Annotated in this window: 8 protein-coding genes; all 8 read left to right on the forward strand. The window is 52.9% G+C overall.

The features are described 5' to 3' along the window. Positions 1-360 precede the first annotated feature (360 nt). The 8 genes from ACZA91_RS09795 (at position 361) to ACZA91_RS09830 (ending at position 14,510) form a co-directional block, all read left to right on the forward strand. A complete protein-coding gene (locus tag ACZA91_RS09795; RefSeq protein WP_099531576.1) occupies positions 361-1,440 on the forward strand; it encodes an Mrp/NBP35 family ATP-binding protein in 1,080 nt (359 codons plus the stop codon). A gap of 101 nt (positions 1,441-1,541) precedes the next feature. Continuing rightward, positions 1,542-2,801, forward strand: a complete 1,260-nt coding sequence (gene rodA, locus ACZA91_RS09800) for a rod shape-determining protein RodA (RefSeq protein ID WP_242026199.1) — start codon at positions 1,542-1,544, stop codon at positions 2,799-2,801. A gap of 136 nt (positions 2,802-2,937) precedes the next feature. After that, the gene (locus tag ACZA91_RS09805) at positions 2,938-3,603 is read left to right on the forward strand and encodes a riboflavin synthase (protein WP_190534367.1); all 666 of its coding nucleotides are present in this window, start codon (positions 2,938-2,940) and stop codon (positions 3,601-3,603) included. Positions 3,604-3,934: 331 nt separating this feature from the next. Beyond that, positions 3,935-4,666, forward strand: a complete 732-nt coding sequence (locus tag ACZA91_RS09810) for a GUN4 N-terminal ARM-like repeat domain-containing protein (RefSeq protein WP_463182147.1) — start codon at positions 3,935-3,937, stop codon at positions 4,664-4,666. Between the two features lie 174 nt (positions 4,667-4,840). Continuing rightward, on the forward strand, positions 4,841-6,289 hold the full coding sequence (locus ACZA91_RS09815) for an IctB family putative bicarbonate transporter (RefSeq protein ID WP_190355609.1): 1,449 nt from the start codon (positions 4,841-4,843) through the stop codon (positions 6,287-6,289). A 208-nt stretch (positions 6,290-6,497) separates the two neighbouring features. Next, a complete protein-coding gene (locus ACZA91_RS09820; protein ID WP_463182149.1) occupies positions 6,498-7,907 on the forward strand; it encodes a trypsin-like serine protease in 1,410 nt (469 codons plus the stop codon). 61 nt (positions 7,908-7,968) lie between these two features. Continuing rightward, positions 7,969-8,826, forward strand: a complete 858-nt coding sequence (locus ACZA91_RS09825) for a GNAT family N-acetyltransferase (protein ID WP_463182151.1) — start codon at positions 7,969-7,971, stop codon at positions 8,824-8,826. A 272-nt stretch (positions 8,827-9,098) separates the two neighbouring features. Then, positions 9,099-14,510, forward strand: a complete 5,412-nt coding sequence (locus ACZA91_RS09830; protein WP_463182153.1) for a trifunctional serine/threonine-protein kinase/ATP-binding protein/sensor histidine kinase — start codon at positions 9,099-9,101, stop codon at positions 14,508-14,510. The last annotated feature ends 14 nt before the right edge of the window (positions 14,511-14,524 follow it).

Genomic DNA, 14,524 nt, shown 5'->3' on the forward strand with positions numbered 1-14,524 from the left:
CCCAGACCCCTGAGCACCGAGCCTCCCCTGATTTCCCCAACTCTCGATCTTGCAAGCCCTGAGAACAATCAGGACATTCAGAACATAAGGAGCCTTCTGCTCGATCGGTAGCAGCCCACCGGCAAACGGTAAGATTTCAAAACATACAAACTCTGAGTACAAATCCTTAGAATCACCCAAAAGTTCCTGAATCCCCCCGACTCGCTGCCATGGCCGAACCATCGGCCCCCGTAGTCCGAGCTTTGGAAACTTCAGTGAATTCGGGATCTCTGAGGGATCTGTTCGGGATCTCTTTTAGCCTCAGCTTCCGATTAAGACTCAGCTTTCGACTCAGCTACGCCAACGAATTCCCACTCACCCATGACTGCTACCGCCCTCAGTCCCGAAGCCGTGCTTGAGATTTTGCGCCCCGTGGAAGATCCGGAACTGCGCAAAAGCCTCGTTGAGTTGAACATGATCCGCAACGTCAGCATCGATGGCGGCGCTGTGCGGTTCACCCTGGTGCTGACAACCCCCGCTTGCCCCTTGCGGGAATTTATTGTGGATGACTGCAAGCGGGCGGTGAAAACCCTGCCCGGCGTGGAGTCGGTGGATGTGGAAGTGACGGCTGAAACGCCGCAACAAAAATCCTTGCCCGATCGCGCGGGGATTTCCGGCGTGAAAAATATCCTGGCCGTGTCCAGCGGCAAGGGCGGCGTGGGCAAAAGCACCGTAGCCGTGAATATTGCCGTTTCCCTGGCCCAGTCGGGGGCCAAAGTTGGGCTAATTGATGCTGATATTTATGGGCCCAACGTGCCAACCATGCTGGGTTTAACCCAGGCGGAAGTGATGGTGCGGCCAGGGCAGGGGCAAGGACAAGACATCTTGGAACCGGCGGAAAACCACGGCGTGAAGATGGTGTCCATGGGCTTCTTGATTGACCCCGATCAACCGGTAATTTGGCGGGGGCCGATGCTGAACGGCATCATTCGCCAATTCCTGTACCAAGTGGACTGGGGCGAGTTGGACTACTTAATTGTGGATATGCCGCCTGGAACGGGGGATGCCCAGTTGACCATGGCCCAAGCCGTGCCCATGGCGGGGGCGGTGATTGTGACCACGCCCCAAACGGTGTCGCTGATTGATGCGCGGCGCGGGCTGAAGATGTTTCAGCAGCTCAGTGTGCCGGTGTTGGGGATCGTGGAAAATATGAGCTACTTCATTCCGCCGGATCTGCCCGATCGCCAATACGACCTATTTGGTTCGGGTGGAGGCAAAAAGACAGCGGAAGAATTAGCAGTGCCGCTGCTGGGCTGTGTGCCCTTGGAAATGCCTGTGCGGGAAGGGGGCGATCGGGGTGTACCTATTGTGGTGTCGGCTCCGGATTCGGCCTCAGCCCAGGCCCTGAAGGCGATCGCCCAGGCCGTGGCGGCACGGGTTTCGGTAATGGCCCTGAGCTAGTTTGCCTGAACTAGTTTGGGCGTTACCGGCGACTGGCGGTGAACCATCGGGCCATCGCTCCGCTACTGTTTGATCCAATCCTCGCCCTTTGCTTGCACTCAATGGCTTCTTCCATGTTGCGCTCCAGTCGCTGGAATCTCAAATCGCTGATTCAACCCTGGGCTGATATTGACTGGGTGTTGCTGCTGGCGGTCACGGTGATGACCGTCATTGGTGGCATCAGCATCCGCAGCGTCGAACTCAGCTCCGGGGGCACGAACTGGATTCAACACCTGGTGATGGGAGCCATTGGTTTAATCATTGCCCTCTGGCTGGCTCGATCGCGCTATGAGGAAGTGGAGCGTTGGCGCTGGTGGATCTATGGCGGCATTAACCTGCTGTTGATTGCGGTGATGCTGTTTGGGACAACGGCCTTGGGGGCAGAACGTTGGCTGACGATCGGGAACTTTAATATTCAGCCTTCGGAGTTTGCCAAGGTGGGGCTAATCATCACCCTGGCCAGCGCCATCAACCAAGAAAGCATTTCCACCCTGCCGCGCTTGTTTCAGGTGCTAGCGGTGACGGCCGTGCCCGCCGCCCTGGTGTTCTTGCAGCCCAGCTTGGGATCAACGTTGGTGCTGGGGTCGATTTGCATGAGCATGTTGTATTGGGGCAATGCCAATCCCGGTTGGCTGGCGCTGCTGGTGTCGCCGGTCATTTCCGCCGTGTTGTTTAACGTTTACTTGCCCGCTTGGTTGGCTTGGGTGGCCCTGATGGGTTTTGCGGCTTGGAAAAGTCTGCCCTGGCGCATCTATGGCAGCTTGGGAGCGATCGTGGTGAACCTGACTTCCGGGGGGTTGGGCAAAATCTTTTGGGACTTTTTGAAGCCATACCAAAAGGCCCGGATCACCATGTTTCTCAACCCAGATCAGGATCCGATGGGTGGGGGCTATCACTTGATCCAGTCGCGGATCGCGATCGGGGCGGGGGAGCTTTGGGGCCAGGGGTTGTTCAAAGGAACCCAAACCCAGTTGAACTTCATTCCCGAGCAGGACACAGACTTCATCTTTGCGGCGGTGGGCGAAGAGCTGGGTTTTATTGGCTCGATCGTGGTGCTGGCCCTGTTTTGGATTATTTGCTTGCGGTTGGTGTCGATCGCCCAATCCGCGAAAGATAACTTTGGTTCGGCGATCGCGATTGGCGTGCTGGGAATGTTGATTTTCCAAATTACGGTCAACATTGGGATGACGATCGGCCTGGCTCCCATTACGGGGATTCCCTTGCCCTGGTTGAGCTATGGGCGATCGGCAATGCTCACCAATTTTGTGGCGATCGGGCTGGTGCTGTCGGTGGCCAACCATCGCCAGCGGTTGCGATTTTAGCGGCTGCGATTCTGAACTCGGATTTCGCCACTAGCGTTTTGACAACCAGCCCTGGCGCTTCGCAGCTTTGGTCAGTGGTTCTGATCGGTAGTTTTGAACAGTGGCTTTTAACGGCATCAGGCATTAGGACTCAGCGGTGTTTACAGGATTGGTGCAAGGACTGGGAACCCTGGAACGACTGGGGAACGATCGGGTGGTGATTACCTGCGAACCCGAGGCGATCGGGGCGATTGTCCCCGGTTTGGAACTGGGTGATAGCGTGGCGGTGAATGGGGTGTGCTTGACGGTGGAAACCCTGTTGCCCGATGGGTTTGTGGCGGCTGTGTCCCCGGAAACCATCGATCGCACCACCCTGGGGCAAGTGCAGCGCGTGAACTTGGAACCTTCGTTGCGGGTGGGCAGCAAAATTGGCGGCCACTTCGTGACGGGGCATGTGGACGGGCCCGGCTGGTTTGAATCGGCGATCGCCACGGCCACCTCCTGGGAACTGAGTTTTCAGGCGAGCGATCGGGTCGCACGCTACATCGTTCAAAAGGGCAGCATCGCGATCGATGGCATCAGCCTGACGATTGCCGATTGTTCGGACGATGGCCGTTGGTTCAAGGTGGCCGCCATTCCCCACACCTACGCCCACACCACCTTGCAGGACTTGCAGCCCGGGGCCGCCGTTAACCTGGAAGGGGACGTGTTGGGGAAATATGTTGAAAAACTCCTGCGATCGGGAGCGGGCCCCCTGAACGGCGGCGCGGGGGAGAGCTATGCCATCACCCCCGACTTTTTAGCGGAGCATGGCTATCTTTAGAAGCCCGATCGCTTGTGGCCTGAACCAGCCCCATGCAGGGGCCCATAGAGGCGCTGCTGAGGAATACCGGGGCGATCGGGCAAGGGCCGCGAAACCCAGTACCATAGATCCCGAAGCTCCCGAAAGCTCCCGAAGCTTAAGCAGCAAGATCAAGCCAATCCCTGAGCAGCGCTCAACGATTGGTAATCATGATTTGCAATCTCGAAGCCTGGGCAAACCGATCAATCCGTTCGTGGTTTTGGGGTTTGCGCCGTAGTCCCTAATGCGCCATTTCCGGCCAATTTTCCTTTAACAACCATTTCTTGAAAACGCTGGTTCTTCCTAGGTTGGCATGAGCGATTCCCCTGCGTCCGCCGTCATTGATCCGTCTACCGCCCTCGACTCCCTGGCCACCGCGCTCAACAGCGGCAACCTGAAAAAGCAATTGGCCGCCCTTCCGGCGTTAGCGGCCCTGGATGATGGCGTGGCCTTGCTGATCGACTTTGCCAAAGATCGATCGCCCCAGCCCTTGGCCATTGACACGATCGATCCGCTGCTGGGTCGCATCTGCCAACTATTGAACCGGGCCGACTTGCCCCAGGCTCGCAACTTCCTTGAAGGCTACTATCCCGATGGGGTGGTGGAGTTGCCCGGGGAATGCACCGTGGACTACCAACCCATTCAAACGGCGTTGCTTGAGGAAGATTTTGATCAGGCTGATCGAATCACCATCCAAAAATTGTGCGAGCTGGCGGGCCCCGAAGCCGTCAAACGCAAATGGCTGTACTTTACCGAGGTCGATCGCTTCCCCGCCCTCGATCTGCAAGTGATTGATGGCCTGTGGCGCACCTATTCCGAAGGGAAATTTGGCTTTTCGATTCAGCGCGAAATTTGGTTGGGTGTGGGGCAAGATTGGGAAAAATTCTGGCCCAAAATTAACTGGAAACAGGGTAACCACTGGACACGCTGGCCCGGTGAATTTACCTGGAGTTTGGCAGCGCCCCGAGGCCATTTGCCCACCACCAATCAACTGCGGGGCGTGCGGGTGATGAATGCCCTGATGCGCCATCCGGCTTGGTCTTAGGGGTTAGCCAAGGGAGTGATGCTGGTAGTGGTGCTGGTGGTCACGCAAAGGGTTGCGCGAATCGTTGAGCCAATTCGGGAAAACCGCCAACGGCGCGATCGCTAGCCATTGGGCCCCGATCGACCTAGGCTAAATGTGCTGTTTTCCACACAGGCATCGCCGCCACCTCCTCGCATGACCCATTGGGACACGATCGGGCAAACCCTCACCCTCTCTGGAGTCGCCTTAACCCAGTGGCGACAAACAAGCTGGCTGGGTCGTTGGATTGGGGCTCTCAGCGCTTGGCGACAAAGTAGCTGGCTGCTGCATTGGGGCGAAACCCTGCTGGCCCTGTTGGCGGCCACGGTTTTTGGCTTGGCTCCCTTTGCCGAAACGGATTTGCTGGGGCTGTTGCTGTTGGCGGCCGGCGCTTTTTGGGTGTTGCTAACGGTGACCGATCGCCCCGTTGCCGCTGCGGAAGCTGGCGATCAGCCCGGCTTGTTCACCCCCATTCACCTGTTGGTGTTGCTTTATGGGGCGATCGCCACCGTGGCCGTGGCCTTTTCGCCCGTCCAGGCTGCCGCTTTCGTGGGCTGGACTAAGTTGATTTTGTACCTGGTCTTCTTCTGCGTTCTGGCACGGGTCACCCGGCTGGAACGGGGCCGCGCCATCATCACCACTGTCTACCTGCTGGCTGCCTTAGCCACCAGTGTCTATGGCCTGCGGCAATGGATCTTTGGAGCCGATGCCCTGGCCACCTGGGTTGATCCAGAATCACCCCTCAGCAAAACAACCCGGGTCTACAGCTATTTGGGCAATCCCAATCTGCTAGCCGGTTACCTAGAAGCCTCGGTTCCCCTGAGTGTGGCAGCGATCTTGGCCTGGAAAGGCTGGATCCAAAAAATCTTAGGCGTGGTGCTGTTGGGGCTGAATGGAACCTGTCTGGTGCTCACCTTCAGCCGAGGCGGTTGGATTGGGCTGGTGGTGGAGTTGGCGGTGCTGGGAATTTTGCTGCTCTATTGGTGGTCTGTGCGGTTCACTCCCTTTTGGCGACGGTGGGCGATGCCGGCCCTGCTGGGCGGTGGCACAACTCTGATGGTGTTGGCGGTGGCGGCTTTGGAACCCCTGCGCGATCGGGTCTTCAGCATCTTTGCGGGCCGGGGCGACAGCAGCAACAACTTCCGCATTAACGTTTGGCAAGCAGTTTTGCAGATGATCCAAGACCGCCCTTGGTTAGGTATTGGCCCCGGTAATGTGGCCTTCAACCGCGTCTATCCGCGTTACCAAAAGCCGAAGTTCAGTGCCCTCAGTGCCTATTCCGTGGTTTTGGAAGTGTTGGTGGAAACGGGTGTGATTGGTTTCACCTGCTTTGTTTGGCTGTTGGGCATGACGGCTTATCAAGGGGGAAGGGCCCTCAATCGACTGCGACAACTGCAAGCCAGTCAGGGCTACTGGTTGCTGGCGGCCTTGGCCACCATGGCCGGTATGTTGGCCCATGGTTTGGTGGATACGGTTTGGTATCGCCCCCAGGTCAGCACGCTTTTCTGGTTAATGTTGGCCCTGGTGGCGGGGTTCTATCAACCACCGACCATCGCTTCAGCGGCAACCCCCGATCGCCCAAACTTGGCCAGCGAAGAGAGTTAAGCCGCCCGTTGATGATTCAACAGCCCAATTCACTGCCTTAACCGAGTTCACCGAATCGAATCAACCCAGCGAAACCATCAGGCGATTAGTCAAGCGCTGGAGAATTTTGCAGCCAGCGGGGGCAGATTGCTGGTTTGGGAAACCCGATCGAGCCGATCGGAGTCGAATCCCGCAGTGGCCTGTTGATGAATTCGGTTAACGGATAGTTATGACCCTTGAATCGCTCGATCGCCGTTCGCGCATTGCCGTTGCTTCCAATGAGGCGAACGATGTGCGGTTTTTGTCCTCCACGGGTCAGGGATTTGATGGGGTCGTGGGCTATGGCACGGGTGGCCAAGTGGACTGCACCGGTTCGCTGCTGTTGTCGGGCCAGCATGTGGTGACGGCGGCTCACTGTGTGGCCGATCGCCTGGTGAGCGACAACAGCTATCAGGTGTATTTCGATGTGCCCGAGGGGCGACAGTCAGTGCGGGTGCAGCAAATTTTTGTCCACCCCAACTGGGACAGTTCCGATCCAGATTCCAACAATGATGTGGCGATTCTGTGGCTTGCTTCTTCGGCTCCCGATGGGGCCGATCGCTACGATATTTACCGCAACGGCGATGAAGTGGGGCAGGTGGCGACCCTGGTGGGCTATGGTCAGCCGGGCACGGGCAGTGTTGGGGAACTAGTGGGTGATTTTCCCGCCATTCGCCGGTTAGGAACCAACCGCATTGATGGGCTAGGGGATGTTTTAAACCGCCAGTCAAATGTGGCCGTGTTGCCTGGAACCCAATTGATCTATGACTTTGACAATGGAACCGATCGCAATGATGGCCTAGGGCGTGATTTTGGCCTGCGCGATCGGGGCACTGGCAGCACTGAAGTGGGATCCAGCAGTGGCGACTCCGGGGGGCCTTTGTTTCTTGGCAACCGCGTGGCCGGGGTGGTGTCCTATGGTGCTGTGCCCCGGGCCACAGGAGCCGACGTGACCGGCGCAAACGACACCAGCTACGGCGAAATTTTTGCGGCGACCCGGCTTTCGGCCTTTGCCAGTTGGATTGACAGCACGATCGCGCGGACTCTTTCCAGCAGCGATCTGTTGATCGGCACCAATCGCCCCGACACCCTGTCCGGAAACCAAGGCAACGACACCCTTTCCGGTCGTGGTGGGAATGATTTTCTCTCCGGTGGTCGCGATGACGATCGCCTTGAAGGCGGTGATGGGGATGATGATCTGTATGGCAACCTGGGCAATGACCTGTTGTTTGGGGAAGCGGGCAACGACAGCCTCTTCGGTGGTCAAGGCGATGACACGCTGATTGGCGGCGATGGGAATGATTGGCTGAGTGGCGATCGGGGAGTGGATTTGCTGACGGGTGGAGCTGGGGTCGATCGATTCATTCTCAATCCCACCACCGCCGACAGTAACCCCGCCCTGGCCGACATCATCACCGACTTCAGCGCGGAAGATGTGATTGGCCTCGCGGGAGGCTTAACGGCCAGTGCGATCGCCTTGGAAGTGGGCAATTTGCGCAACACGCCAGGGACATTTATTCGTGGTGCAGGCGTTGTGTTGGGATTTGTCAACAACACCGATCCCAGTCAGTTAGCTGGCCGTTTTGAGGCGATCGGGTAACGTCGCTTGCTAGAACGGAGGGCAGTGTCCGCTTGCTTGGCCGTTCTTGAGGAATTACCCCATGTCGTTTCCATCCCAGGACTACCAAATTGCTGTCATGGCTCGCGAGGAACTATCAATCGCGATCGATTGGGCGAGGGCAGAGGGTTGGAATCCTGGGCTACAGGACGCGGACTGTTTCTATGCAGCAGATCCCCAGGGATTTTTGGTGGGCAAGCTGGATCGCCAACCAATTGCCACCATTTCCGCTGTCAAATACGGCCATTCCTTTGGCTTCATCGGGTTTTACATCGTCCACCCAGACGCTCGGCATCAAGGCTATGGCATCCAAATTTGGCAGCGTGCCATCGAGATCCTTGAAGGCCGAACAATCGGCTTAGATGGCGTGGTTGCCCAACAAGAGAATTATCAAAAATCAGGATTTACCTTTGCCCATCGCAATATTCGCTTTGCGGGCATCAGCGATCGCGCTGACCAACTCCACCCCGACCTTGTGCCGCTATCCGCCATCCCCTTTGAGCAACTGAAACAGTGCGATCGTCGCTTTTTTCCTGAGCAACGCGAGCAATTTTTACGGGCTTGGATTGATCAGCCTGACGCTCAGTCTATGGGAATTTTGCAGGGCGATCGGCTCTGTGCCTATGGCGTAATTCGTGCGTGCCACACCGGCTACAAAATCGGCCCACTCAATGCTGAAACCCCTGATCTGGCTGATGCACTTATCCAAGCCTTGATGGCCACCCTTCCATTAGGATCAACCTTCTATTTAGATGTACCTGAACCTAATCCGCAGGCGATCGAACTGGCCCAGAAATACAAAATGAAACCAGCTTTTGAAACTGCCCGAATGTACCGAGGGTGCTCGCCGGAGCTGCCTTTGGGTCAGATATTTGGCATTACCAGTTTTGAGCTGGGATAACCCTGGGTATCATCATGGAGCATCAAAGCATAGCTGCCTGACTGACCAGATCTAGGACGGTCACCAATTTTGACGGAGATCGCCGCACCAAAACTATTGCGTCCCTTAAGATTATAAAATAGTAAAATACGCGAAAAACTATTTTGCTATAGAAGTCTCTGTATCTTATTAGACCAAAATGTATGACTAATATACTGAAATTTTAAAAATAGTTGAAAAAATCTCAAAGTGCTTCCTTGTCTATTTCTGCGTCTTTTTCTGGGTCTACTCTAATGCTGGTAAATTGTCAACTATCGGGTTATCAATTCATTGAAGAAATTTACCAAGGTTCTCGAACTGCTGTTTATCGCGGAATGCAGTTACCGTCACAACAGCCTGTTGTGATTAAAATTCTGCGATCAACTTATCCCAGTTTTGAGGAATTATTGCAGTTCCGAAATCAATACACGATTTCCCAAGCCTTGGACATGCCAGGACTCGTCCGCTCCTATGCTCTGGCCGCCTATGAAAATAGTTATGCATTAATCATGGAAGACTTCGGAGGAATTTCTCTTCGTGAATATGCTCAAAATCAGCCATTATCTTTGCATGAAGTTCTGTCTATCGCTCTGCAATTGTCCGTGATTTTGGATTACTTGCATCAACAAAAAGTCATTCACAAAGATATTAAGCCGGCCAATATTTTGATTCATCCCGCCTCGGGAAAAATTAAATTAACTGACTTTAGTATTGCTTCCCTGTTGCCCCGGGAAGCCCAATACCTTCAGAGTCCCACTAGCTTGGAAGGCACGTTGGCTTATTTGGCTCCTGAACAAACGGGGCGGATGAATCGCGGGATTGACTACCGCAGCGATTTTTATGCTTTGGGTGTGAGTTTGTATGAGCTGCTGACCGGCCAACTTCCATTCCCCACTACTGATCCCATGGAGTTGGTGCATTGCCACTTGGCAAGACAGCCGATCGCCCCTTCAGCTCTGAATTCAGAAATTCCGCCCGTGGTTTCTGCGATTGTGCTGAAACTGATGGCTAAAAATGCTGAAGATCGCTACCAAAGTGCTCGCGGACTGGGCCACGATTTGCAAATTTGCCTAGATCAATTACAAGCGCAAGAGGCGATTTCAGATTTTGAGTTGGGTACTAGGGATCTCAGTGATCACTTCTTAATTCCTGAAAAGCTCTATGGTCGCGAATCAGAAGTGAAAACTCTGCTCGATGCGTTTGAGCGAGTTCAATCAGGAAAAACTGAGTTGATGCTGGTTGCAGGGTTTTCTGGAATTGGCAAAACAGCCGTCATCAATGAAATTCACAAACCCATTACGCGCCAAAAGGGATACTTTATTAAAGGGAAATTTGATCAATTCAATCGCAATATTCCCCTGTCAGCCTTTGTCCAAGCGTTTCAAAGTCTGATCGGGCAGTTGCTCTCGGAATCTGACCAAAAATTGCAAGCTTGGAAATCAAGAATTCTGGAAGCATTGGGTAACCAAGCGCAGGTTTTGCTGGAAGTGATTCCAGGACTAGAACGCATCATTGGCTCACAGCCACCTGCACCAGAGTTGTCGGGAACGGCTGCTCAAAATCGCTTCAAGTTGCTATTTCAAAAATTTATCCAGGTTTTTACGACCACTGAACATCCACTCGTGATTTTTCTCGATGACTTGCAATGGGCAGATCCAGCCTCCTTGCAAGTGCTAAAAGTCTTGATGGAAGATCAAGGATATTTATTGATACTGGGAGCCTATCGAGACAATGAAGTTTCAGTGGCTCATCCATTAATCTTGACTCTGCAAGAGTTACAAAAATCTCAAGCAACAGTTAATACAATTACGCTCCAACCGCTGACTATTCAAAATTTAAACCATTTAATTGCTGACACCTTTCATTGTTTGCCTGATTTGGCACTGCCACTGACAAAACTGATCCATCAAAAAACACAGGGAAATCCCTTTTTTACAACACAATTCTTGAAGACACTGCATGAAGAGGGTTACATCACCTTTAATGCCAACCACTGTTATTGGGAATGTGACCTAGCACAAATTAATGTCCTCGCTTTGGCTGATGATGTGGTGGAGTTTATGGCGGCGCAACTGCAAAAACTACCCCCTGCAACTCAGCAAGGCTTGCAGTTGGCGGCTTGTATTGGTAATCAGTTTGATCTAGAAACATTGGCAGTGATTGCAGAGCAGTCTTTGATGGAAGCGGCCGCCGCACTGTGGCGATCGCTTCAGGAAGGGATGATTGTGCCCGTGAATCAGGCTTATAAGCTCTTTCAAGCGGCAGCGACTGCCCAGAGCGATCGCCCCTATGACTTGAACCCAACCTATCGATTTCTACACGATCGCATTCAGCAAGCGGCCTATTCATTAATTGCGGAGACGGAGCGACCTGCCCTCCATTACCGAATTGGTCGGCTGTTGGTTCAGCACTTTACCCACAGTGATCAAGAGGATCGAATTTTTGAAATCGTTAATCACCTCAATTTGGGTCGTCATTTAATTACTGATGATTTTGAGCGGCGTGAGTTGGTCGGTTTGAATTTACAAGCAGGTCGCAAAGCAATTGCTTCGGCAGCCTATGGGGCCGCCTTGGATTATTTGAATCAGGGCATTGATTTGTTACCGAATGATGCTTGGCAGCAAGAGTATGATCTGACTCTTGAGCTACACCAACAACGCCTAGAAGCGGCCTACTTCAACACGGAGTTTGAACAGCTAAAAACTTGGGGCGAAGTGATTTTGCAGCACAGCACTTCGGTGTTGGATCAAATTAAAGTCTATGAAACCCGAATGCTGGTTTTGCAGGCACAGAGTGAATTTGCGCAAGTGATTGATTTAGGGTTACAGGTTTTGCAACAACTGGGAATTGAATTCCCCTTGCAGCCAACACCCGCAGAAATTAATGCAGCTTATGAGCGATCGCGCCAGGCCTGGGAAGCGCAAGATCCGTTGAGTTTGCTGGATTTGCCACCAATGGAAGATCCAAAACTCTTAGCCGCTATGCAGATTTTGACAAACTTGTCGCACTCTGCATGTATGGCAGCTCCGGTTCTATTGCCACTCCTGATTTTTAAACAAATCAGCCTTTCAATTCATCACGGAAACTGTGCGGTTTCTGTGGTTTCCTATGCAGATTACGGAATGGTTCTTTGCGGAATCATGAATGATATTCCGGCAGGATATCAATTTGCGCAGCTTTCGCTGGCACTTCTGGAAAAATTGCAAGCTAATGCGTTTAAAAGCCGAGTTTATCTGGTTGTGAATACCTTTGCTCGTCACTGGTGCGAGCCGCTACAAGAGGTAACTCCAGCTTTGTTGGAAGGCTGCCGCAGTGGCTTGGAAAGTGGCGATTGGGAATGTGTAGCGCTGAATTTATTTACCTATGCTAATCATCAATACTGGAGTGGGCGAGAGCTGCTGGGCTTAGCGGAAGAACTGCTGAGCCATGAAGTTGTGATTGAGCAAGTGAAGCAGCAAGCAGCCTTGCGTGCCCATCAGTCTTATCTACAAGCGGTGCTGAATCTCCTGGGTAGATCGACTGTTCCCTATCGTTTGCAGGGCGATGTTTTTGATCTGGAGCAATTGGCTCCCTCCCTCAAGGTGGGGAATGATCGAGCCTCTCTGTTCAGTGGCTATTTGCATCAAATCTTTCTTTACTACCTATTTGAAGAACATGAAGCAGCTATAGCGTTAATTCCAATGGTTCAAGAGTATCAGGATGCAGGAATTGGCTTCTTTTTGATGTCTACTTGGGTGTTTTACCAAGCGTTAATCGAACTTCAGCAGTACTCCTTGGCAACATCATCAGAACAGACCAAAATTTGGGAATCAGTGCAAGGGGCCCAAGATCGCCTTCATCAATGGGCAGTTTATGCGCCAGAAAATCAAGCCCATCGTTGGCAATTGGTGGCGGCTGAGGTTAATCGAGTGTTGGGTCAAAAAACTGAGGCGATCGAGACCTATGACTGTGCGATCGCTGATGCTAAAAAAAGTGGGTTTTCCCATGAGGAAGCTCTGGCCAATGAGCTGGCAGCCAAGTTCTACCTCCAATGGGGTAAAGAAAAGGTGGCCGCCGGTTATATGCAAGAGGCTTACTATGGCTATGCGCGTTGGGGTGCGAAGGCCAAAACTGCGGATTTGGAGCGACGCTATCCACAGTTGTTGAGTCCAATTTTGCGAGCGCCTGCGCCAGTTTTTAATCCCTTAGAAACGCTGGCAGCGGCTACAATTCCGCCGGCACTCCGCACATCTGCAATTCACAATTCTTCAGGCCAGGTTAGTGGTACGCCCAGTTCTTCTGCTTCCGACGTGAATGAAATGTTGGATTTGGCGGCGGTCATTCGTGCTTCTCAGACCTTGGCCGGTACGATTCAGTTAGATGATTTGTTGCGGCAACTAACACAAATTGTTTTGCAATGTTCGGGTGGCGATCGCTGTGCGCTGGTGGTTGCCGGTGGCGAAGGTGATTGGCAGGTGCGGGCGATCGCCCAGCCAGAATCAGTGAAAGTCTGCACAGAATCTTTGGAAACTTGCCCTGTTTTGCCAGTGCAGTTGGTGCAGTACGTGAAAAACACTGAGACAACAGTGGTGATTGACCAGGGCCAAACCAGCCTGCCCATCACAGATCAATATTTGATTCAGGCTGCCCCTAAAAGCGTGTTGTGCTTGCCAATTTTGAACCAATCGCAGTTGGTGGCGATTTTATATTTAGAAAATAGCGCGGTGGCCAATGTTTTTACGAACGATCGCCTACTGGTCTTGAACTTTCTCTGTGCCCAGGCTGCGATTTCTCTGGAAAATTCACGCCTATATCAGCAAGCCCAAACCTATGCCCACCAGCTTGAGCAGTCCCAATTACAGGTGGTGCAAAGCGAAAAAATGGCCTCGTTGGGCAATTTGGTAGCTGGTGTGGCCCATGAAATTAATAACCCGATCGGCTTTTTAAATGGCAGTATCCAAAATCTTCAGGATTCCATTGGAGATTTGCTAAGCCATCTATCGCTTTATCGGCGATATTACCCTGATCCTGAATCGGCCATTGAAAGCCATGCGGAAGCGATCGAACTGGACTTCTTAAGTGAAGATTTGCCGACGCTCTTGAAGTCTATGCAGTTAGCAACCGATCGCATCAAGGGAATTAGTAATAGCTTGCGGACTTTCTCGAGGGCGGACACCCAATATAAGATTCAGGCTCATCTTCACGAAGGGATTGATAGTACGCTGCTAATTTTGAAATATCGACTGAAGGCGAATGAGTATCGCCCAGCAATTCAGGTGATTCAAGACTATGGCAATGTGCCCCCGATCGATTGCTTTCCGGGGCAACTGAACCAGGTGTTTATGAATTTGCTGGCCAACGCGATCGATATGTTTGATGAGTTGGCCCAGGGGTCACCCTTTGAGTATTGGGTTGCCCATCCGCAACAAATTACAATCTGTACCCAAGTTGTGGATCAACAGGTGCAAATTGCTATTCGGGATAATGGGAAAGGGATGAGCGAAGCGGTGCGATCGAATATTTTTGACCATGCCTTCACGACAAAAGCCGTGGGCAAGGGAACGGGGTTGGGATTAGCGATCGCCCGCCAAATTGTTGTGGATAAACACGGGGGGAGCTTGGAGGTGCGATCCGAGATTGGTCAAGGTGCAGAATTTCTGATCAGCTTGCCAATTCGTGGAGATTAAGGCTGTGAGATTAA

The sequence above is a fragment of the Limnothrix sp. CMB-01 genome (assembly GCF_055193175.1).

Coding starts and splice junctions, on each gene's coding strand:
- ACZA91_RS09830 (WP_463182153.1), top strand. CDS start 9,099: ATGCTGGTAAATTGTCAACTATCGGGTTATCAATTCATTGAAGAAATT.
- ACZA91_RS09825 (WP_463182151.1), top strand. CDS start 7,969: ATGTCGTTTCCATCCCAGGACTACCAAATTGCTGTCATGGCTCGCGAG.
- ACZA91_RS09815 (WP_190355609.1), top strand. CDS start 4,841: ATGACCCATTGGGACACGATCGGGCAAACCCTCACCCTCTCTGGAGTC.
- ACZA91_RS09810 (WP_463182147.1), top strand. CDS start 3,935: ATGAGCGATTCCCCTGCGTCCGCCGTCATTGATCCGTCTACCGCCCTC.
- rodA (WP_242026199.1), top strand. CDS start 1,542: ATGGCTTCTTCCATGTTGCGCTCCAGTCGCTGGAATCTCAAATCGCTG.
- ACZA91_RS09795 (WP_099531576.1), top strand. CDS start 361: ATGACTGCTACCGCCCTCAGTCCCGAAGCCGTGCTTGAGATTTTGCGC.
- ACZA91_RS09820 (WP_463182149.1), top strand. CDS start 6,498: ATGACCCTTGAATCGCTCGATCGCCGTTCGCGCATTGCCGTTGCTTCC.